Genomic DNA, 19,830 nt, shown 5'->3' with positions numbered 1-19,830 from the left:
GGCGCCAAAGGCGCCTGCCCTTTCGCAACAGCGCGATCTACTTTCGGCCGAGCTCGTTCATGGGTGTCTTGTAGGTCTCGCGTGCCGTCGCGGCGGCCAGCGCCGCGATGATGGCCGTCGCCGTGGTGAAGGCGGCGACGGGTACCCAGCCAGTGGGGCCCTCTCCGAGGAGCGCCGCGCTGATGGTTGGCGCGAACCCGCCAAGGGCGAAGCCGATCTGGGTGCCGATCGCCATGCCGGAGAGGCGCACCCGCGTATCGAACATCTCGCCATAGAGAGCCGGCCAGATGCCGTTCGCGGCGCTGTAGACGACGCCGGACAAGAGGATACCGAGAATGAATATCATCGTGAGATTGGCCTGGCTGATCGCCCCGGTATAGGGCCAGATAAGCACGGCACAGCCGAGCGCGCCAAGGATGAAGACGGGCTTACGGCCAACGCGATCGGCAAGCATCGCCCAGGCGGGAATGGCCGCAAGCGCCACCACATTGGCGAGGACGAGGACGGTCAGCATCGTCGCCCGATCGATATGGATCGTGTTGACGGCGTAGGACAGCGTGAACACGCTGAAGATCGTGCTGACCACCGAAATAAGCGCTGCGAAGATGATGCGCAGCACCTCCGGCCAATAATCCTTGACCAAGGTGGCGAACGGAAGCTTTGCGGTCTCGTGTTTCTTCGCCTCTTCGAGAAACACCGGCGTCTCCGGCAGTGACCGCCGCACCCAGAAGCCGACGGCAACGACCAAAGCGCTCAGAAAGAAGGGAATGCGCCACCCCCAAGACAGGAGATCTGCCTCGGGCAATTTCGAGACAGGGATAAAGACAAGCGTCGCGAGAATGAGTCCCGCCTGCGTACCGCTCAGCGTGAAGCTGGTGAAGAAGGCCCGTTGGTGGGGCGGCGCATGTTCCAGCGTCATCGAGTTCGCGCCAGCCTGTTCGCCAGCAGCCGAGATACCTTGGAGGAGACGCGCCAGCACCAGGAATATCGGGGCCAGTATGCCCGCCTGGTCGTAGGTCGGCAGGCAGCCGATGAGGAAGGTCGAGAAGCCCATCAGCAGCAGCGTGAACATCAGGACCCTCTTGCGGCCGAACTTGTCCCCGATATGGCCAAGAACGATCGCACCGAATGGCCGCGCGATGTAGGCGACGCCGAAAGTGGCGAACGACGCGATGGCGGCGGCCTGCGGGTTGGCGGCCGAGAAGAAGATCTTCGGAAAGATCAGCGCCGCAGCCGTGCCATAGATGAAAAAGTCGTAGTATTCGACGGCACTTCCGATCCAGCTCGCGAGCGCGGCTTTCTTCGGCGCCTTGATCCCTGCGGATTCAAGGCTATGCGCCCGTGATGTTGATGAATATTCTCCTGTAGTCGCCATTCACGTCTCCTCCGGTCGTGGGTTCTTGGTTGCAATGGTTCAGGCTCCGGCTGCGCTCCTCACCGCAGCCGAGCCGAGTTCGCCAAAGTGGCGCAGCATGCGCTCGGGATCCGGCGTCACGCCGGTGAACAGGCGGAACGCCTCGACGGCCTGGAAGACCGCCATGCCGCCGCCATCGAGGGTGCGGCAGCCGAGATGGCGCGCCCTGCGCAGGAGTTCCGTTTCGAGCGGGAAATAGACGATCTCGGCTACCCAGAGTTCCGGGCGCAGCAGGTTTTCCGGCAAGGGCAAGCCTGGATATTTGTCCATTCCGGTGGGTGTGCAGTGAACAAGACCGGCCGCTGAAGCCATGTCGGCGGCCAATTCTTGCGAAGCGCGGGCACGACCAACGCCGAAGCGCTCGTTAAGCGAGGCTGCAACGATTTCCGCGCGCGACGGGTCGACATCGGACAGGACGAGCTCAACGACACCCAGCGTCATCAGGGCGTGTGCGACAGCCGCGCCCGCGCCACCAGCCCCGAGTTGCACGACGCGGTCGAGGGATGCGCCAGGCAACGCGCGGCGGAAGTTTTCCGCAAAGCCCCACCAATCGGTGTTGTGTCCGGCGCGTCGCCCATTTCGCAGCACGACGGTATTGACCGCGCCGAGCGCGGCTGCATCGGGCGAAAGCTCGTCAAGATAGCGAATGACGGCCTGCTTGCAGGGGTGGGTGATGTTCAGTCCGGCAAAACCCATGCGTTCGGCCGCCACCAACAACTCCGGAAGAGCCTCGGCGCCGAGTGCCAAGCGTTCCAGGTCAATCTTCTGGTAGACGAGCCGAAGGCCCTGTTCATCGGCTTCGCGCTCGTGCATCGGCGGCGTTCGGGATGCCTGGATACCGGAGCCGATCAGGCCAACGAGGAAGGAAGGCTGGAGCCTGGTCATGCGGGAGCCCTTCCGAGGAGGCTGGCGAGGCGGCGCAGCGCCAGGGCGTAACCCTCGATGCCGCAGCCGCAGATCACCGCCGAGGCGACCTCAGAGACATAGCTGTGATGCCGGAAGGACTCGCGGCGATGGATGTTGGTGATGTGCACCTCGATGATCGGGCAGGAGCAGGCCGTCAGAGCGTCCATGATTGCGATCGAGCTATGCGAATAGGCGGCCGGGTTGATCACGATACCAGCGGCATGCTCACGACCGTCGTGAATCCAGTCGATCAGCTCGTGCTCGGCATTGCTCTGCCTGAAATCGATGGCGATGCCGAGCTCGGCGCCAGAACGTCCGCACAGGGCTTCGACATCCGCCAGCGTCTCGCTGCCATAGATCTCTGGCTGGCGTTTGCCCAGCATGTCGAGATTTGGACCGTTGAGAATGAGAACCGAGTCCGTCACAGCGGGACTCGCGGAGTGGTGCGTGGCGTCACGCAAGCGCTGACGCGCATGCAATCTGGCTGCATGTCCTCCTCCCCAGGTATTTTTCCTCTGCCTTGGGCGTTGGTTCGCCCTGTAGTATTTCAATTGACTCATAATGTACGAACTAGTACGTTCATGTCAAGAGGCATTGAGCCGACTGCGAATTTGTGGCGGTCGCAACAGTCAAGGGCCCGGCAAAAGCCGGGATGGAGGAGGCCTCAAGGGATGAGGAAATCGATCGCGACCGTGTCGCTGAGCGGCACGCTTATAGAAAAGCTGGAGGCGATCGCCGCCGCCGGCTTTGACGGCGTCGAGATCTTCGAGAACGACCTTCTTTTCTACAATGGGCCGGTCCGCGATGTCCGGCGCTATGCGGCCGATCTGGGGCTGTCGATCGATCTCTTTCAGCCTTTCCGTGATTTTGAGGGCGTCAGCGACGAACAACACAAACGCAATCTCGCCCGGGCAGAGCGCAAATTCGATCTGATGGGTGAACTCGGCGCGCCGCTGATGCTCGTCTGCTCGAATGTCGGTACGGATGTCTCGGATGATGATGCGCGGGCCGCGGCGCAGCTCTACGAACTCGCCGAGCATGCCGCGCGACACCAGCTCAAGATCGGCTATGAGGCGCTGTCCTGGGGAACGCGGGTACGCACTTTCGACCACGCCTGGCGCATCGTGGAGACGGCCAATCATCCGCATTTGGGCCTCATCCTCGACAGTTTCCACACGCTGGCGCTGCCAGATGACTGGTCGTCACTGGCAGGCTTGCCGGGGCAGCGGATATTCTTCGTCCAGCTTGCCGATGCGCCGCGGCTCGGGATGACGCCGCTCACCTTGAGCCGGCATTTCCGCTCGTTTCCCGGCCAGGGTGATTTCGACGTCCCAGGCTTCCTGCGGGCGGTGCTCGCCACCGGCTATGCAGGGACGATCTCGCTTGAGATCTTCAGCGATGAGACACGGTCCGCCCTGCCGCGCCTGACCGCCGAGGACGCGTTTCGCTCTCTCCGGTTCCTCGAGGAGCAGGTGCGCTCCGAACCGGCGCGGCAAGGCAACACCTCGGGGATGATGCGCCGGCGTGTCGAACTGTTCGATCCGCCGCCACCCCCTGTCATCCGTGGAATTCGGTTCGTCGAGTTTGCGGTCGATCAGCGAAACGAAGAACCCTTTGCTGTCCTCCTCGGCCAGCTTGGTTTCCGACGCCTTGGCCGGCACAGGTCAAAGGAGGTGAGCTTGTTTGGCCAGGGAGACATCCGGATTGTCGTCAATCGTGAGCCGGATTCTTTCGCCGAGTCCTATTTTCTGATGCACGGGCCGTCGGTCTGCGCCCTCGCGCTCGAGACGAACGATGCGCTGGCGGCGCTCGGGCGCGCGGAGGCCTATGGAGTGGCGCGTTTCGACGGCCGAATTGGGCCGAACGAGCTCGCGATTCCCGCCATCCGCTCGGATGCGGGAAGCCTGATCTATTTCAGCGACCATGAAATCGCCGCCAATTTCGAGACCGATTTCGAGGTCGAACCGGAGGCGGCATCGCGGTCGCCACTCCTCACGCGGATCGATCATATCGCTGAGGCACTTCCCGATGGCCGGCTCGACTCTACGGTGCTGTTCTATCGCGCCGTGCTCGGCCTGGAACCTGAAGCGTCAGTCGTTCTCGCCGACCCTTACGGGCTCGTCCACAGCAAGGCGGTCTCGAATTGCGAGCGAACACTGCGGATGCCGCTCAACATCTCCGAGAGCCGCAACACGGTCACGGCTCGCTCGGTCTCGAACTATGCGGGCGCTGGAGTACATCACATCGCGCTCGCGACGGACGATATTCTTGCCGCCGCAGACACGCTGAAAATGCGCGGCGCCGAGATTCTACGCATCCCGGTCAATTACTACGACGACATCCAGGCTCGCTTCGGTCTCGATGACAAGCGTCTCGACGCGTTGCGGGACGCCAACATTTTGTACGACCGTGACGGCGACGGCGAGTTCTTGCACTTCTACACAATGCCGTTTCAGGATCGTTTCTACTTCGAGATCGTGCAGCGGCTCGGCGGCTATGATTCTTACGGCGCGCCGAATGCGCCCGTGCGCATGGCGGCTCTGGCGGCGACCCGGATGAGCGCCAGGGATCTCGCAGAACTCTAACGCGGGCTTCGCGCTGCACGACGCAATCCGATGCGACCGGCAGCGCGAAAGAGCGCCGTCGGCACGCAAAACGCTGCCCCGCCTGCTCGCAAGCCGTGATTTACATGAGGGAAGACCCCGCAATGGACCCGGTCGTCATCACCGTCGCCATCACTGGCTCCGTGCCGCGCAAGAAGGACAATCCGGCTGTCCCGATAACGCCGTCCGAGCAGATCGAGTCAACGCACCGGGCGTACGAGGCCGGCGCCACGCTCGCGCATATCCATGTGCGCAATGACGACGAAACCTCCTCATCGGATCCGGAGCGCTTCGCAGCCGTTCAGGCCGGGATCACCAAACACTGCCCCGGTATGATCGTGCAGTTCTCGACCGGCGGCCGGGGGCGCGATCCGGGCACGCGTGGTTCGGCGCTTTACCTCAAGCCCGACATGGCCTCGCTCTCGACCGGCTCCGTCAACTTCCCGACCATCGTCTACGAGAATCACACCACGCTCGTGACGGACCTTGCCAGCAAGATGCGCAACAACGGCGTCAGGCCGGAAATCGAAATCTTCGATCTGTCCCATCTGCATGGGGCGCGCCGCCTCGTGGAGGCGGGCTTGATGGACGATCGGCCGCACGTCCAGTTTGTAATGGGCGTCCAGAACGCCTTGCCGGCCGACGAGCACCTGCTTGATCTGATGCTCGGCGAGCTCCGCGGGGTTCTGCCCAGGGCCACCTGGACCGCGGCCGGCATCGGCCGTCACCAAGGCCCCGTCATGGAATGGGCGCTCCAGCGGGGTGCCGATGCCGTGCGAACCGGACTGGAGGACAATATTCGCGTCAACAAGGACCGGCTTGCCGCGAGCAACGCCGAACTCGTCCAGATCGCCGCCGAAACCGTCGCGCGCCATGGACGGCGCGTCGCAACAGTGGCCGAGGCGCGCAAGCGCCTGGGCCTCCAAAAGGCCCGTCTGTCGGCTCCGGCCGATGTCGGCGCTCCGTCTTGAGTTTCTCCGCACTCGATTCCCCAGCGCCGCCCTCGGTGATCGTCATAGTCGCGCTCGGCCCGCTGCTGTCGCACATCGGGCGCCGGCAGAAGGCGCTGGGCATCGCCAAATAGCTTTCGGGAGAAACGACAATGGCCATCAACATCGACAAGGCCGCGCTTGCGGCAAGCCCGGCAATAGCGATCAGCATCAGGGACGATGGGGCACTTTGGACTGAAAAGTCAGCTGCTTACGCGACAGGTCGATGGTACCGTTGGCTGGGCTCGAACCAGCGACCCCCAGATCCACAATCTGGTGCTCTAACCAACTGAGCTACAACGGCACATCCGCCTGAGCGCAATCCGAGGAGAAATCATTCTCCGCGTCCGCTCTGTCGTCGGCGATGCGTCCAATACGGGCTATCAGAGTCTAATTCAAGGCCTTTGATAAGGCAAAGATCGGTTCAGCGAACCGGCGTCAGTTTTTAACGGGCAAAAGAAAAGGCCGGCGGGAGGAGGTGCCGGCCTTTTCCTGTTACGAGCCAGCGGGAGGAGGAGCTGGCTGGTCACCCCGGAGAGCGAAGGGAGGAGGTTTCACTCCCCGGGTATTCATCTGATCAACATATCGCACGTCTATTTGTCTGACAAAATGCGACGTTTTGATGCAGCTTTGGCAAGTGCGTATCAGGCCGCCTTGACGTCCTTGAACGCCTTTTCGAAAGCGGTCTTGACCGGCTTGGCGACGTCCTCGACCGCCTTGGAAGTGACGGCCTGGAAGTCCTTGGCCTGCTCGACGGCCATTTCGGCGCGCTTGCGCAGGAAAGCGGTCTGCAGTTCGACGACCTCGGAGAGCGTCTTGGCGCCTACCAAGGCTTCGAGATGCGAGAAGCCGGCTTCGGCATTGGCGCGCAGCACGGCGATGGTCTTGAGCGACAGGTCGCTGGACACGGTCTTGGCGGTCTCGTAGGTCGACTCCAGAACCTTCTGGGTCTCCTCGGCACCGTTCTTCAGCTTGGCATAGGCCTCTTTCGACTGCTCAACGCCTTTCTCGGCGAAGGCGCGGAACTGGTCGGTGGCCTTGGAGGCGTCGAAGCTCGGGAATTCCACGGTTTCGATGGTCTCGCCGGTCTTGGTCGTAGTCTTGGACATTTTTCCAACCTCTCAGGGGCAGCGGCTTTGACAGAAAGCCGTCTCGTTCATGTATGATGGCAATATAAAGGCAAATTTTGTGCATTGCAACATCTTTGTTGCGGTGCACCATCAAATCGCCCGCCCGTTAACCACGAGCCCAGAGATTTCAGTCATTGCACGGCATGGCTTGTGGACCTTCACCGCGTACGCTTTTATTAACAAAGCGTTAACCGAAATGCCCGCTTCGGAGGGTTCGCCAGCGCATGCCGCCTGAAAACTACTCCTTCCTCGATGTCGCCGTGCTCGATGCAGTGCGCCAGCGTTTTGCCGCCGGCGACGCGCTTGCCATATTGTCGGCCGACCTCGAGCAGGTCATCTGGGCCAACGGGCCGGGTGCCGCGGTGTTCGGCTATCCGGATATCGAGGCCATCATCGGCGCCTCCGCGCGGCTGCCGCTGATCGCCAGGCGGCAGATCATGGCGACCAGCGGCTTCCCGGAAATCGGCAGCAACCGCGCCATCACCGTGAGACTCGCAACCGGCATGATGAGCCGCGCCGTCGGCTTGCTGGCCAGCGCGGTGACGATGCCGGACGGCGAGAAGGCGATCATGCTGGCGATGCCGGCGGCGCAGACCGGCTCGCGCAGCACCGCCGAAATCGCCAGCCGCGCCATCGGCGGCCTCACCGAGGCCGGCCATTTCATCGCCTTCGTCGACGCCCAAGGCCATGTCGAGGCGGCTTCGGAGGGTTTTGCGGCGCTCGGCATCACGCCGGAGACGTTGGCGGCGCTGGTCGCGGATGTGGCAAGCGCGGGCGACCGCATCGTCAAGCGGCTTGTTCCGGGCGCAGGCACCTCCTACCCGGCCGGCTTTGCACGGTTGACCGACGCGCGCCATCTCCTGGTGGTGATCGACGAGAACAAGTTGAACGTCCAGCAGGACGACCGGACTGCCGGCGATCAGGTGGCAGCGTCGGAAAGCGCGCCGGCCATCTCCGAAGACCAGAGCGCCGAAGCCGAGCCTGCCCGGGAGGCCCAGCCTCCCGCCGCGACCGTGGGCGAAAAGGCGGACACGATCCCGGTGGCCGCGGATGGCGCTCGGCCGATTGAAAAGACCGCGGCCACGGTCGATCATGGGCCGGATGCTGCCGAGGCCGCCAAGCAGCCAGCCGATGCCGGTCCCGCGCAGCACGACCATTGGTATTTCAACGCCGGCGGCGACGATGTGAGACGGCCGGAGGAGCCGGCACGGATCGAAGCGACGGACACCGCGGCCGAAAGCCGGCCGGCCATCGCCGAAGGGGCTCCGGCCCAGTTGCACGCGGCCCGCAACATCAACCGTTCGGCACCGCCGCTGCGTTTCGTCTGGCGCACCGACGCAGAAGGCAAGTTCAGCGCGCTGTCGCCGGAATTCGCCGACATTGTCGGCAGGCCGGCCGCCGATGTGATCGGCCGCCGCTTCAGGGACGTCGCCACGACTTTCGGTCTCGACGCATCGGGCGAAATTGCCACGCTGCTCGAGCGGCGCGACACCTGGTCCGGACGCTCGGTGCTTTGGCCGGTGGCAGGCACGGACCTGAAGATCCCGGTCGATCTTGCGGCGCTGCCGGTCTATGACCGCAGCCGCGCCTTCGAGGGATTCCGCGGCTTCGGCGTCGCGCGCGGCGCCGACGCCGTTGTCGACCCGGAAGCGCTCGGCATGGCGCTCGTGCCCAATGGCGCCGCGCCGGCCAAGCCCGCACCTGCCGCCGGGCAACCGGCGGCCGAGCCGTCGAAGCCTGCCGACCCGTTCCTGGGCGAAGTGCCGGCGCTGACCATCGTGCCGAAACCGGAGCGGCGCTATGCCGACAAGGTGATCCGGCTGGCCGAGCACAGGCAACCGGCCAACGACAAGCTGCCGGGAAACGACACGCTGGCAAGCGAGCGGGGTCTGTCGATCCTCGAGCGCAGCGCCTTTCGCGAGATCGGCGAGCGGCTGCGCAAGGACAGTTCCGGCCCGGCCGAGCCGCTTTCCCCTGAAGCTGAAAAGCGCCCCGATGCGATCGGGGCCGCAAGTAGGGCCGAGCCCGCGGCGGGACAGCCGAAGACCGGCGGCGGGAAGACCGGCGAACCCAGTCTAACGGCGACCGGGCCCGTGCAAGAAGCGCCTCCCGAGGCCGAGGCCATTGAAACGGCGGAGGCGCAGACCGAGGCGGAAGATCAGAAGGACCTGGCTCGCCTTGACGGCGCCGACGAGGCTTCCGTGGCTGCCGGCGGGGAAGACGGAACGCCACCCGCCTCGGGTTCGCTGCTCAACTATGCCGGGCGAGAGGAAGCTGGGGGCGACGCGGATGAAGCGCCGACTCCCGCGGCCCGCCAAGCCGCAGCGACCGAGGGATCCGAGCCAAAGGCTGAACGGCCGGCCGAAGCCTCTCGTGCCGACGCCGATGACAGCATGACCGCCGACGATTTTCGTGACGCGGAAGACAGCGAGGACTGGGCCGGTTCCGAAAGCGCCCTGCCCGCAGCCGAACAGTCCAGCGAAGCGAAGGCAGCACCTCCGGAGCGGCCGCGCCTGACGGTGCCGCCGCTCAAGCTTGAAGGCTTCGTGCCATCGGCTTTCTCGACCGGCGAGGAAACGCGGGCGCCCGATACGTCGATCGTCGCCAGGCTGCCGGTGCCCCTGGTTATCCATTCCGGCGATGTGCTGCACTACGCCAATGAGGCGTTCCTCGAACTCACCGGCTACGACACGCTGGAGGACCTTGCCGATGCCGGCGGACTGGGCGCGCTGTTCGCCGATCACTACGCCGACGATGGCGAGGCCGACGAAAGCGACCGTTCGCTGAAGCTCAAGACCCGCCAGGGCCAGGAATTCCCGATCGATGCGCTCTTGCGTTCCGTTCCCTGGCGCGGCGGCAAGGCGCTGATGCTGGTGGTGCGCCGTGCCGGCGAAGACGAAGCACCGGCGCCGCTGATCAGCGCGGCCAATGACGAGCCGAGCCAGCAGCCGGATGTTTCGGAGCTCAAGGCGCGCATCGCCGAAATGCGCACCATCATCGACACGGCGACCGACGGCGTGGTGCTGATCGGCCGCGACGGCAATATCCGTTCGATCAGCCGCCCGGCTGAAGCCTTGTTCGGCTTCGACAGCGACGATATCGCCGGCAAGCCCTTTGCCTCGCTGTTCGCCATCGAGAGCCAGCGCGCGGCGCGCGACTATCTCGCCGGCCTTTCCGAGCCGGGCGTGGCGAGCCTGCTCAACGACGGCCGCGAGGTCATCGGCCGCGAGGCGCAGGGACGCTTCATACCGCTGTTCATGACCATCGGCAGGCTGCCGAACGACAGCGGTTTCTGCGCCGTGGTGCGCGACATCACGCAGTGGAAACGGGCCGAGGAGGACCTTACCCAGGCGCGCGCCGTGGCCGAGCGCGCCTCCTCGCAGAAGACGGATTTCCTCGCCCGCATCAGCCATGAGATCCGCACGCCGCTCAACGCCATCATCGGCTTTTCCGAACTGATGGTGGACGAGAAGTTCGGTCCGGTCGCCAACGACCGCTACCGCGACTACCTGCGCGACATCAACCGCTCCGGCAATCACGTGCTCGACCTCGTCAACGACCTTTTGGATATCTCAAAGATCGAGGCCGGCCAGCAGGAGATGGCCTACGAGGCGGTGTCGCTCAACGACACGCTGGCCGAAACGGTGGCGCTGATGCAGCCGCAGGCCAACCGCGAGCGCGTCATCATCCGCTCGAGCTTCGCCTCACGGCTGCCGGAAGTGGTGGCGGACCTGAGAAGCGTGCGCCAGATCGCGCTCAACATCCTATCCAACGCCATCCGCTACACGCAGGCCGGCGGCCAGGTGATCGTGTCCACTGCCTACGAGGCCTCCGGCGATGTCGTCATGCGCGTGCGCGATACCGGCATCGGCATGACCCCGGCCGAGATCGAGCAGGCGCTGAAGCCGTTCAAGCAGATCAATGCGCTGAAACGCGGCCGCGGCGACGGCACCGGGCTCGGGCTGCCGCTGACCAAGGCGATGGTGGAGGCCAACCGCGCCCGCTTCACCATCACGTCCACCCCCGGCGAAGGCACGCTGGTCGAGGTCGGCTTCCCCTCGACGCGCGTGCTCGCGGAATAGTCGCGCTCCCGGAAAAGAAAAAGGCGTCCAATGGACGCCTTAAGAGATGGGATTGCTGTCACAACGGGGCTTGAGCGAATCTGATCCTCAGGGGACGAGGAACGGGATTTCTCCCTCAAGTTACACGCGACTATCGGCGCCGTCCCTTAACAAGTCCTTACCGGGGCCCGAAAAAATTTACGAATGTGTACCACTCGTGAAATCTAGGTAAATTCGACCGACACTGTTCCTTAACCATGCCGCAGCGGCTCAATCCGCCAGCTGCGGCAAATTCCTGAACAGCTCGAGCGCCTCCGGATTGGCGAGCGCCTCTTTGTTCTTGATGGCGCGGCCGTGCACCACGTCGCGCACGGCAAGCTCGGTGATCTTGCCGGACTTGGTCCTTGGAATGTCGGTGACGGCAACGATCTTGGCCGGCACGTGGCGGGGGCTGGCGCCGCTCCGGATCCTGGCGCGGATGCGCTTTTCCAGGTCTTCGTCGAGGCTCACCCCGGCGGCCAGCCGCACGAACAGCACGACGCGCACATCGTTGTCGAAATCCTGGCCGATGCAGAGCGCCTCCAGGATTTCCGGCATCTGCTCGACCTGGTTGTAGATCTCGGCCGTGCCGATCCTGACCCCGCCCGGATTGAGCGTGGCGTCGGAGCGGCCGTGGATGATCATGCCGCCATGGGCCGTCCATTCGGCGAAGTCGCCATGGCACCAGATGTTGTCGAAGCGCTCGAAATAGGCCGCGTGATACTTCTTGCCTTCGGGATCGTTCCAGAAGCCGATCGGCATCGCCGGAAAGGCTTTCGTACAGACGAGCTCGCCCTTCTCATGCCGCACCGGCTTGCCGTTGTCGTCCCAGACATCGACGGCGAGGCCGAGGCCGGCTCCCTGGATCTCCCCGGTCCAGACCGGCTCGGTCGGCACGCCAAGCACGAAGCAGGAAACGATGTCGGTGCCGCCGGAAATCGAGGCGAGATGCACGTCCCTCTTGATGCCGTCATAGACGAAGCGGAAATCCTCCGGCGACAGCGGCGAGCCGGTGGAAGAGATCGTGCGCACGCTCCCGAGGTCGTGGCTCGCAATGGGTTTCAGCCCCGCCTTGCGCACGGAATCGATGAATTTCGCCGAGGTGCCGAAATAGGTCATCTTCTCGGCATCGGCGAAATCGAAGAGCGCATTGCCGTCAGGATAGAAGGGCGAGCCGTCGTAGAGCAGAAGCGTCGCACCCGAGGCGAGGCCCGAAACCAGCCAGTTCCACATCATCCAGCCGCAGGTGGTGAAGTAGAAGAAGCGATCGCCGTCGAGCAGGCCCGCATGCAGGCGCTGTTCCTTGACATGCTGGATCAGCGTGCCGCCGGCCGAGTGCACGATGCATTTCGGGATCCCGGTAGTGCCGGAAGAGAAGAGGATGTAGAGCGGATGCGCGAACGGCAGCCGCTCGAAGCTTACGGGCTTCACGGCGAAGGAAGACAAGGCGGCCTCCAGGGCATCGGCCTTGTCGACGGTGGCGGCGACATCGGAGGACGTGCCGAGATAGTCGACGATCAGCACCTTGCGCACCGTCGCCAGCTTCCCGGCCACCGCCCGGACCTTGTCGGCGACCTCGATCGCCTTGCCGTTGTACCAATAGCCGTCGGGGGCGATGAAGACGACCGGCTCGATCTGGCCGAAACGGTCGAGCACGCCCTGTTCGCCGAAATCGGGCGAACACGAGGACCAGACCGCGCCGATCGACGCGGCGGCCAGCATGGCGGCGACCGTCTCGGGCATGTTGGGCATCATGGCGGCGATGCGGTCGCCCTCTCTGACCCCAAGCGAGCGGAAGAGCTGCTGCAGGCGCGAGGTGAGCGCATGAAGCTCGCTCCAGGACAGCCGGCGCTCGACCTTGTCCTCGCCGCGGAAGACGATGGCCAGGCTGCCACCGGTCTTCTTGAGAAGGTTCTCGGCGAAATTGAGTTTCGCGTCGGGAAAGAACGCGGCGCCCGGCATCTTGTCGCCATCGATCAGAGCCCGCTCGCCCTTGTCGCCAACCAGTCCGCAGAAATCCCAGACCAGGCTCCAGAACGCCTCGCGATCGTCGATCGACCAGCGGTGGAGCTCCGCGTAGCTGGAGAAAGCCTCGCCTGACTTCGCTGCCGCTGCCTTCATGAAGGCGGTCATGGGCGCTGCGGCGATCCGGTCCTGCGTCGGCGTCCACAAGGGGGTATCGGCGGCCATCATCGTTCCTCCCAGAGCGCGTCGCGATTGCGGCAGTTAAGCCTGATGTCGCCTGCGTCGTTGTCCCAAAACCGGCGTGGCGTTCGTAGGCCGGCGGGTCCATCGCTTATGCATACCGCAGCGCAGCAGAGCAAGATTTTGTTGGAATGGCCGGCCAGGACGCGGCGCAAATGCCATCGCAGAGCCATAAAGACTTGAAAAGCGTCGGCGCTTGGTTACACCCGTCGGGCGATTTTGTCGGCAACGGAAATATACGGGGCGAGATGCCATCATCTTTGATCCGGCGCGGGGTATGGGTGATCGGTGTCGCGGTGCTGGTCATCGCGCTCGCCTTCGCGGCCCTGCCGCTGATTGCCTCGACGCGCATCGTGCGCGACCGCATCGCCTGGGAATTGAGCGCCTGGAGCGGCTTTCGCGTGACGATCGACGGCTCACCGCGCATCGAGGTGTGGCCGAAGTTCCGGGCAATCCTCAGCGATGTGACGCTGTCGCAATGGACCGAGGCCGACGCCCCGCCAGTGGTCGAGGCCGAGCGTGTCGAAGTTGACCTCTCCGCTATGGCCGCGCTGCAGGGCGACGTCGCGTTCTCGACGGCAAGGCTGGTGCGGCCGACCATCAGGGTCGAGCGCACGGCGAGCGGCTTCTATCTGCCATCGCTGCCCACCGGCGGCCGCATCACACGCTCGATCGACACGGCGCGCGGCGTGGTCAGCGCGAACCCGCAGAAGCCCGATCTCGGCAGATTGCCTTCCGATCCGTTCGGCACCGTCGAATTCCGCGACGGCCGCGTCGTGACCTCGGCGGGCGGCAAGGACACCGAAATCCTGAGCAGCCTCAGCGGCCAGGTGAACTGGGCGGCCATGAACAGCGACGCCACGCTTACCGCGACCGGTATCTGGCGCGGCGAGAGCGTCCAGATCGATTTTTCCTCGGCGAGGCCGCTTGTGCTGTTTGCCGGAGGCGCCGCGCCCGTCACGCTCGCCTTCAAGGCTGCGCCGGCGACGCTCTCTTTCGACGGCGTCGCCTCGATGTCGCAGAACGCCTATCTGGATGGCCAGGCGAAATTCGCCGCTCCTTCTCTGAGACGCCTGCTCGAATGGTCGCAAGCCGGCATGGCGCCCAGCGCCGCGATCGGCTCCGTCTCGGTCGCGAGCAAAGTGACAGCGTCGGCGGGACGCGCAAAATTTGAGAACACGACGGTAGCGCTGGACAACAATCCCGGCATGGGCGTGCTGGACCTTTCGTTCGGCGAGGCCCTGCCTGTCATTTCCGGCACGCTTGCCTTCGACACGCTCGATCTTCGATCGTTCCTTTCCGCTTTCACGCCCATCGCTCCCACCGGCCAAGCAGGCCCCGGCGAGATCGACACCAGCTTTGCCGACAAGATCAACCTCGACCTCAGGCTGTCGGCGGCGCATGCCACCGCCGGCCCGATACAACTCGCCGACGTCGCCGCGACCGCTCAGGTCAAGAACGGGCTCGCCGTCTTCGACATCTCCGACGCCTCGGCCTTCAACGGCAACATCCAGAGCAGCCTGCGTTTCGACCGCAAGCCGGACGGCACTCAGGTCGAGATGCGGCTTTTGGCGTCGGACGTCGAGACCGGCGCCTTCGCAACCGCGGCTGGGATGACGCGGCTGGTGCCGGCCGGCACCGGAACCGTCTCGATCATCCTCAAAGGGCCGGGCAAGGCTTGGGACTCCATCTTCGAGAACGCCGATGGGTCGTTCTCGGCGACCTTCGGGCCGGGCTCGCTAAACGGGCTCAACCTGCCCGCCTTCCTCAAGCGCAACGAACAGGGCGGGTTCTTCGCCCTCGACGACGTCGCCGACGGTTCGCTGCCGATCGACGGCGCCGAGATCAAGGCGAGCATCTCGAAAGGCGTGGCGCGGCTCGACAAGGCCGAGGTCAATTCCCAGAAGTACAAGATCTGGCTTTCCGGCATCGCCTCCTATGCCGGGCGCGGGTTGGCGCTGTCCGGCGGCATCGTCTCGACGGCGCAGCCACAACAACAGCCGGCGCAGCAACCGGCAACCAGCGGTCAGGCAGCCGTGCAGGCGCCGCAGCCTCCAAACCAGTCGCTGTTCTTCGTCGGCGGCAACTGGAGCACGCCGTTCATCTCGCCGATCAGCGGCGTTTCAGGCCAGTAGAGCAATTCCGGGAAAGGCTCGCGGTTTCTCCGCCGGGCGAGGATATGCAAAAACGACGGACGCCAGCCGCGTCCGTCGTTAAATGCCTTACCCGCGCTGTGCCGCCTGCTCGTCGCGCTGACGCTGGACCTCGCGGCGCTTGTTGGCGATCGAGGCGATGATCACGCCGACCGCGACCACCGCGATCAGGATGGTACAGGCTGCGTTGATCTCCGGCGTCACGCCGAGGCGCACCTGGCTGTAGATCTTCATCGGCAGCGTCGTGGCGCCCGGGCCGGAGGTGAAGGAGGCGATGACCAGATCGTCGAGCGACAGCGTGAAGGCCAGCATCCAGCCGGAGATGATCGCCGGCATGATGACCGGCAGCGTGATCTGGAAGAAGGTCTTCACAGGCGGCGCGCCGAGGTCCATAGCGGCTTCCTCCAGCGAGCGGTCGAAGGAGACCAGGCGCGACTGCACGACGACGGCGACGAAGCACATGGTGAAGGTGATGTGTGCAAGCGTGACCGTGAAGAAGCCGCGGTCGAGCCCGACGGCCACGAACAGCAGCAGCAGCGACAGGCCGGTGATGACTTCCGGCATGACCAGCGGCGCGAAGACCATGCCGGAAAACAACACCCGCCCCTTGAAGCGCGTATAGCGCGTCAAGGTGATCGCGGCGAGCGTGCCAAGCACGGTCGCCACTGTGGCCGAGATGACGCCGACGCGGGCCGTCACCCAGGTGGCGTCCATCAGGCCCTGATTGTGGAACAGCGACACGTACCATTTGGTCGAGAAGCCGCCCCAGACGGTGACGAGCTTCGATTCGTTGAAGGAAAAGACGATGAGCAGAACGATCGGCAGATAGAGGAAGGCAAAGCCGAGCACGATCGAGGTGATGTTGAAGCGGCTCCAGGTGGCGTTCATTTGCCTTGCTCCTGGGCTTTCGCCTGGGCCTGCTGGAAGAACATGATCGGAACGGTCAGCACCAGCAACAGAATGACCGCCACCGCCGACGAGACCGGCCAGTCGCGGTTGGCGAAGAACTCGTTCCACAGCGTCTTGCCGATCATGAGCGTCTGCGAGCCGCCGAGAAGATCCGGGATGACGAATTCGCCGACCGCCGGGATGAACACCAGCAGGCAGCCGGCGATCACGCCCGGCAGCGACAGCGGGAAGGTGATCTTCCAGAAGGCGCCGGTCGGTGGGCAGCCGAGATCCTGCGCCGCCTCGATCAACGAATAGTCCATCTTCTCCAGCGACGAGTAGAGCGGCAACACCATGAAGGGCAGGTAGGAATAGACGATGCCGATAAAGATCGCGGTGTAGGTGTTGAGGATGACCAGCGGCTGGCTGATGAGGTGCAGCGACAAAAGCACCTGGTTGAGCAGCCCTTCGGGCTTGAGGATGCCGATCCAGGCATAGACGCGGATCAGGAACGAGGTCCAGAACGGCAAGATCACCAGCATCAAGAGGGTCGGCCGGATCGTCGCCGGGGCGCGCGCCATGCCATAGGCGATCGGATAGCCGACGATCAGCGTCAGCAGCGTCGAGATGGCCGCGATGATCAGGCTGGTCACATAGGCGTTGAAGTAGAGCGCGTCCTGGGTGAGCCAGGTGTAGTTGTCGAAGTTCAGCTCGCGGAAGCCGGCGAAGAATCCGGAAATGCCTTCGCTGAAATCGAGCACGGGGGTGTAGGGCGGCATCGAGATCGCCGTCTGCGACAGCGAGATCTTGAAGACGATGATGAATGGAACGAGGAAGAAAAACAGCAGCCAGAGGTAGGGGACGATGATGACGAGGCGGTCGACGAAACCTTTCGCCAGCCGAGTCGGCAAGGCGGCGGTTTCGGCTGGCGGAGAAGCGGCGGCGGCGATGTTGGTCATGGCCCGCTCCTACCTGGTCAGCACGACGCCGGCATCCGGCCGGAAGGAAACCCAGGCGCGGTCGTTCCAGGTCAGCGGATCCTCGGTGACGCGTGAGGCGTTCATTGCGCTGGCCCGCACCATCTGACCGTCATCGAGCTTGATGTGGAAGACGGTCATGTCGCCGAGATAGGCGACATCATAGACCTCACCCTCCAGCGCATTGACGGCATCGGCCGGCTTTTTCGACGAGACCCTGATCTTTTCCGGTCGGATCGCGAAGACGATGTCGGCGCCCATGGCGGTGTCGGCGGCGTTCTCGACGACGATCTGCGCCCCGGTCGCGCCGGTGATGCGCGTGGTGTTCGCCGCCCGCTCGGCGACCTTGCCCTCGAACATGTTCACATTGCCGACGAAATGCGCCACGAAGCGCGAGGTCGGGGCCTCATAGATTTCCGCCGGCGTCGCCACCTGCATCACCTCGCCCTTGTCCATGATGGCGATGCGGTCGGCCATGGTCATGGCTTCTTCCTGATCGTGGGTGACGACGACGAAGGTGAGGCCGAGTTCCTGCTGCAGGTCCATCAGCTCGAACTGCGTCTCCTCGCGCAGCTTCTTGTCGAGCGCGCCGAGCGGCTCGTCGAGCAGCAGCACCTTCGGCCGCTTGGCGACCGAGCGGGCCAGCGCCACGCGCTGGCGCTGGCCGCCGGAAAGCTGATGCGGCTTGCGCTTGGCGAACTGCTCGAGCTTGACCAGCCGCAGCATCTCGGCGACGCGCTTTTCGATATCGGCGGCGGGCATACCCTCCTGCTTGAGGCCGAAGGCGATGTTCTTCTCCACGGTCATATGCGGGAACAGCGCGTAGGACTGGAACATCATGTTGACCGGCCGCTTGTAGGGCGGGATGCCACGCAGGTCCTGGCCGTCGAGCAGAATGCGCCCCGCGGTCGGCTCCTCGAAGCCGGCGAGCATCCTGAGCAAGGTCGACTTGCCGCAGCCCGAGGCGCCGAGCAGGGCGAAGAATTCCCGCTCGAAGATGGTCAGCGACAGATTGTTGACCGCGGTGAAGTCGCCGAACTTCTTGGTCACCTTGTCGAACTGGATATACGGCTTGGCGTTCGGATCATTCCACGGCGCGAAATCCCTGCGGATGCTGCCAAGCGATTTCATGTCCCCACTCCGTTCTTTCTTGGTGCTGCAAAAGAACGCGGCCCCGGCAGCTGGCTGCCGGGGCCGCTTCTCAATGCTTATTGGCCAGTGACGATCTTGGTCCAGGTACGCGTGATGATGCGCTGTGTCTTGGGATCGTATGGCTGCACTGTGTAAAGCTTCTTGGTCGTCTCCTCGTCCGGATAGACCGAGGTGTCTTCCAGCAGAGCCTTGTCGACGAACTGCTGCGAAGCCTTGTTGCCGTTGGCGTAAAGCACGTAGTTCGACGACTTGGCGATGACTTCCGGCGTCATCATGTAGTTGATGAACTCAAGCGCCTCGGCGACATGCGGTGCATCGGCGGGGATCGCCATCTGATCGAACCACATCTGGGCGCCTTCCTTTGGCACCGAATAGCCGATCTCGACGCCCTGCTTGGCTTCATCGGCGCGGTTGCGCGCCTGGAACACGTCACCCGACCAGCCGACCGCCAGGCAGATATCGCCGTTGGCCAGAGCATTGATGTATTCGGACGAATGGAACTTGCGGATATAGGGCCGGACCTTCAGCAGCGCTTCCTCGGCCTTGGCGATATCGTCGGGCGAGGTGCTGTTCGGGTCGAGGCCGAGATATTTCAGCGCCGCCGGAATGATATCGGCCGGCGAATCCAGCACATAGACACCGCAATCCTTCAGCTTGGCGAGGCTCTCCGGATTGAAGAACACGTCCCAGCTGTCGATCTTGTCGGTGCCAAGTGCTGCCTGCACCTTCTTGATATTATAGCCGAGACCGACCGTGCCCCACATGTAGTTGACCGAGTATTCGTTGCCCGGATCGTACTTGGAGGTGCGCTCCGAAATGACATCCCACATGTTGGAGATGTTGGGCAGCTTCGACCTGTCGAGCTTCTGGAAAACGCCGGCCTGGATCTGGCGCGCAAGGAAGTTGGCGCTGGGCACGACGACGTCATAGCCGCTGCCGCCGGCCAGCAGCTTCGTCTCCAGTATCTCGTTGGAATCGAAGGTGTCGTAGACCACCTTGATGCCGGTCTTCTTGGTGAAATCATCGATGATCGAGCTGTCGATATAGTCCGACCAGTTGTAGACGTTGACGACGCGGTCGTCGGCATGGCCGCCTACCGTGAAGAGCGTCAGAAATGCCGAGGTCGCCGAAAGCAAAAGCGCTTTGCGGATCATGATGTTCTCCTTTGGTGAGTGTTCCCCTGCCGGCCCGTCGCGTTAGGAGCGCGGGACGGCGTTTGGTTCAGATTATTGAGCTTTCCGGAGAGCGACAGGCGCGCCCGCGTGGCGCTGCGCCGGATCGTTGAGCGGCAGTTGCGGCCCTTGCATCCCTTC

13 protein-coding genes and 1 tRNA gene are annotated in these 19,830 nt (G+C 63.9%); 4 read left to right on the top strand and 10 right to left on the bottom strand.

The annotated features are described in order from the left end of the window. Positions 1 to 37: 37 nt before the first annotated feature. From EN853_RS07575 to aroQ, 3 genes are read right to left on the bottom strand one after another with little or no spacing between them, the layout of a single operon-like run. Positions 38 to 1,375 (bottom strand): MFS transporter, encoded by a 1,338-nt coding sequence (locus EN853_RS07575; RefSeq protein WP_127858918.1) that lies wholly within the window; start codon positions 1,373 to 1,375, stop codon positions 38 to 40. Positions 1,376 to 1,414: 39 nt separating this feature from the next. Then, complete coding sequence (locus tag EN853_RS07570) at positions 1,415 to 2,299, bottom strand: shikimate dehydrogenase (protein ID WP_127858917.1); 885 nt, start codon at positions 2,297 to 2,299, stop codon at positions 1,415 to 1,417. Beyond that, complete coding sequence (gene aroQ, locus EN853_RS07565; RefSeq protein WP_210234789.1) at positions 2,296 to 2,745, bottom strand: type II 3-dehydroquinate dehydratase; 450 nt, start codon at positions 2,743 to 2,745, stop codon at positions 2,296 to 2,298. The genes EN853_RS07570 and aroQ overlap by 4 nt, the downstream gene beginning before the upstream one ends. Before the next feature lie 267 nt (positions 2,746 to 3,012). On the opposite strand from aroQ, the gene EN853_RS07560 reads away from it, so the two are divergent. Together EN853_RS07560 and EN853_RS07555 are read left to right on the top strand one after the other, a co-directional pair. Continuing rightward, complete coding sequence (locus EN853_RS07560; RefSeq protein ID WP_245516849.1) at positions 3,013 to 4,905, top strand: sugar phosphate isomerase/epimerase and 4-hydroxyphenylpyruvate domain-containing protein; 1,893 nt, start codon at positions 3,013 to 3,015, stop codon at positions 4,903 to 4,905. A gap of 122 nt (positions 4,906 to 5,027) precedes the next feature. Next, positions 5,028 to 5,894: a 3-keto-5-aminohexanoate cleavage protein gene (locus EN853_RS07555; RefSeq protein ID WP_127858915.1), complete on the top strand. Its 867-nt coding sequence runs from the start codon at positions 5,028 to 5,030 to the stop codon at positions 5,892 to 5,894. A 245-nt stretch (positions 5,895 to 6,139) separates the two neighbouring features. Here the strand turns inward: EN853_RS07555 and EN853_RS07550 are convergent. Next, a tRNA-His gene (locus EN853_RS07550) sits at positions 6,140 to 6,216 on the bottom strand. Between the two features lie 340 nt (positions 6,217 to 6,556). Continuing rightward, positions 6,557 to 7,021, bottom strand: coding sequence for a phasin (locus EN853_RS07545; RefSeq protein WP_127858914.1), 465 nt, complete (start codon positions 7,019 to 7,021; stop codon positions 6,557 to 6,559). A 245-nt stretch (positions 7,022 to 7,266) separates the two neighbouring features. Between EN853_RS07545 and EN853_RS07540 the strand changes: the two genes are divergently transcribed. Then, positions 7,267 to 11,124: a PAS domain S-box protein gene (locus EN853_RS07540; RefSeq protein WP_127858913.1), complete on the top strand. Its 3,858-nt coding sequence runs from the start codon at positions 7,267 to 7,269 to the stop codon at positions 11,122 to 11,124. Between the two features lie 249 nt (positions 11,125 to 11,373). Here the strand turns inward: EN853_RS07540 and EN853_RS07535 are convergent, their stop codons facing one another. Then, on the bottom strand, positions 11,374 to 13,332 hold the full coding sequence (locus EN853_RS07535; RefSeq protein ID WP_127858912.1) for an acetoacetate--CoA ligase: 1,959 nt from the start codon (positions 13,330 to 13,332) through the stop codon (positions 11,374 to 11,376). A 263-nt stretch (positions 13,333 to 13,595) separates the two neighbouring features. Between EN853_RS07535 and EN853_RS07530 the strand changes: the two genes are divergently transcribed. Beyond that, positions 13,596 to 15,482, top strand: a complete 1,887-nt coding sequence (locus EN853_RS07530; protein WP_127858911.1) for an AsmA family protein — start codon at positions 13,596 to 13,598, stop codon at positions 15,480 to 15,482. Between the two features lie 87 nt (positions 15,483 to 15,569). On the opposite strand, the gene EN853_RS07525 is transcribed toward EN853_RS07530, so the two are convergent. From EN853_RS07525 to EN853_RS07510, 4 genes are all read right to left on the bottom strand, one after another. Further along, positions 15,570 to 16,388, bottom strand: coding sequence for an ABC transporter permease subunit (locus EN853_RS07525; protein WP_127858910.1), 819 nt, complete (start codon positions 16,386 to 16,388; stop codon positions 15,570 to 15,572). Next, entirely contained in the window at positions 16,385 to 17,347 is a 963-nt protein-coding gene (locus tag EN853_RS07520; RefSeq protein WP_127858909.1) for an ABC transporter permease subunit, read from the bottom strand. The genes EN853_RS07525 and EN853_RS07520 overlap by 4 nt, the downstream gene beginning before the upstream one ends. Positions 17,348 to 17,356: 9 nt before the next feature. Continuing rightward, complete coding sequence (locus EN853_RS07515) at positions 17,357 to 18,496, bottom strand: ABC transporter ATP-binding protein (protein ID WP_127858908.1); 1,140 nt, start codon at positions 18,494 to 18,496, stop codon at positions 17,357 to 17,359. Between the two features lie 77 nt (positions 18,497 to 18,573). Next, on the bottom strand, positions 18,574 to 19,671 hold the full coding sequence (locus EN853_RS07510; RefSeq protein WP_127858907.1) for a polyamine ABC transporter substrate-binding protein: 1,098 nt from the start codon (positions 19,669 to 19,671) through the stop codon (positions 18,574 to 18,576). Between the last annotated feature and the right edge of the window lie 159 nt (positions 19,672 to 19,830).

It is taken from the genome of Mesorhizobium sp. M1C.F.Ca.ET.210.01.1.1, assembly GCF_004791585.1.
In the GTDB taxonomy this organism is placed as follows: Bacteria; Pseudomonadota; Alphaproteobacteria; order Rhizobiales; family Rhizobiaceae; genus Mesorhizobium.
The sequence above is the reverse complement of the archived record's forward strand: the minus strand, read 5'-3'. Positions and strand labels throughout refer to the sequence as shown.

Bases quoted from the DNA above. Each gene is read 5' to 3' on its own strand.
- EN853_RS07575 (WP_127858918.1), bottom strand. From the start codon at position 1,375: ATGGCGACTACAGGAGAATATTCATCAACATCACGGGCGCATAGCCTT.
- EN853_RS07570 (WP_127858917.1), bottom strand. From the start codon at position 2,299: ATGACCAGGCTCCAGCCTTCCTTCCTCGTTGGCCTGATCGGCTCCGGT.
- EN853_RS07555 (WP_127858915.1), top strand. From the start codon at position 5,028: ATGGACCCGGTCGTCATCACCGTCGCCATCACTGGCTCCGTGCCGCGC.
- EN853_RS07545 (WP_127858914.1), bottom strand. From the start codon at position 7,021: ATGTCCAAGACTACGACCAAGACCGGCGAGACCATCGAAACCGTGGAA.
- EN853_RS07540 (WP_127858913.1), top strand. From the start codon at position 7,267: ATGCCGCCTGAAAACTACTCCTTCCTCGATGTCGCCGTGCTCGATGCA.
- EN853_RS07535 (WP_127858912.1), bottom strand. From the start codon at position 13,332: ATGGCCGCCGATACCCCCTTGTGGACGCCGACGCAGGACCGGATCGCC.
- EN853_RS07530 (WP_127858911.1), top strand. From the start codon at position 13,596: ATGCCATCATCTTTGATCCGGCGCGGGGTATGGGTGATCGGTGTCGCG.
- EN853_RS07525 (WP_127858910.1), bottom strand. From the start codon at position 16,388: ATGAACGCCACCTGGAGCCGCTTCAACATCACCTCGATCGTGCTCGGC.
- EN853_RS07520 (WP_127858909.1), bottom strand. From the start codon at position 17,347: ATGACCAACATCGCCGCCGCCGCTTCTCCGCCAGCCGAAACCGCCGCC.
- EN853_RS07515 (WP_127858908.1), bottom strand. From the start codon at position 18,496: ATGAAATCGCTTGGCAGCATCCGCAGGGATTTCGCGCCGTGGAATGAT.
- EN853_RS07510 (WP_127858907.1), bottom strand. From the start codon at position 19,671: ATGATCCGCAAAGCGCTTTTGCTTTCGGCGACCTCGGCATTTCTGACG.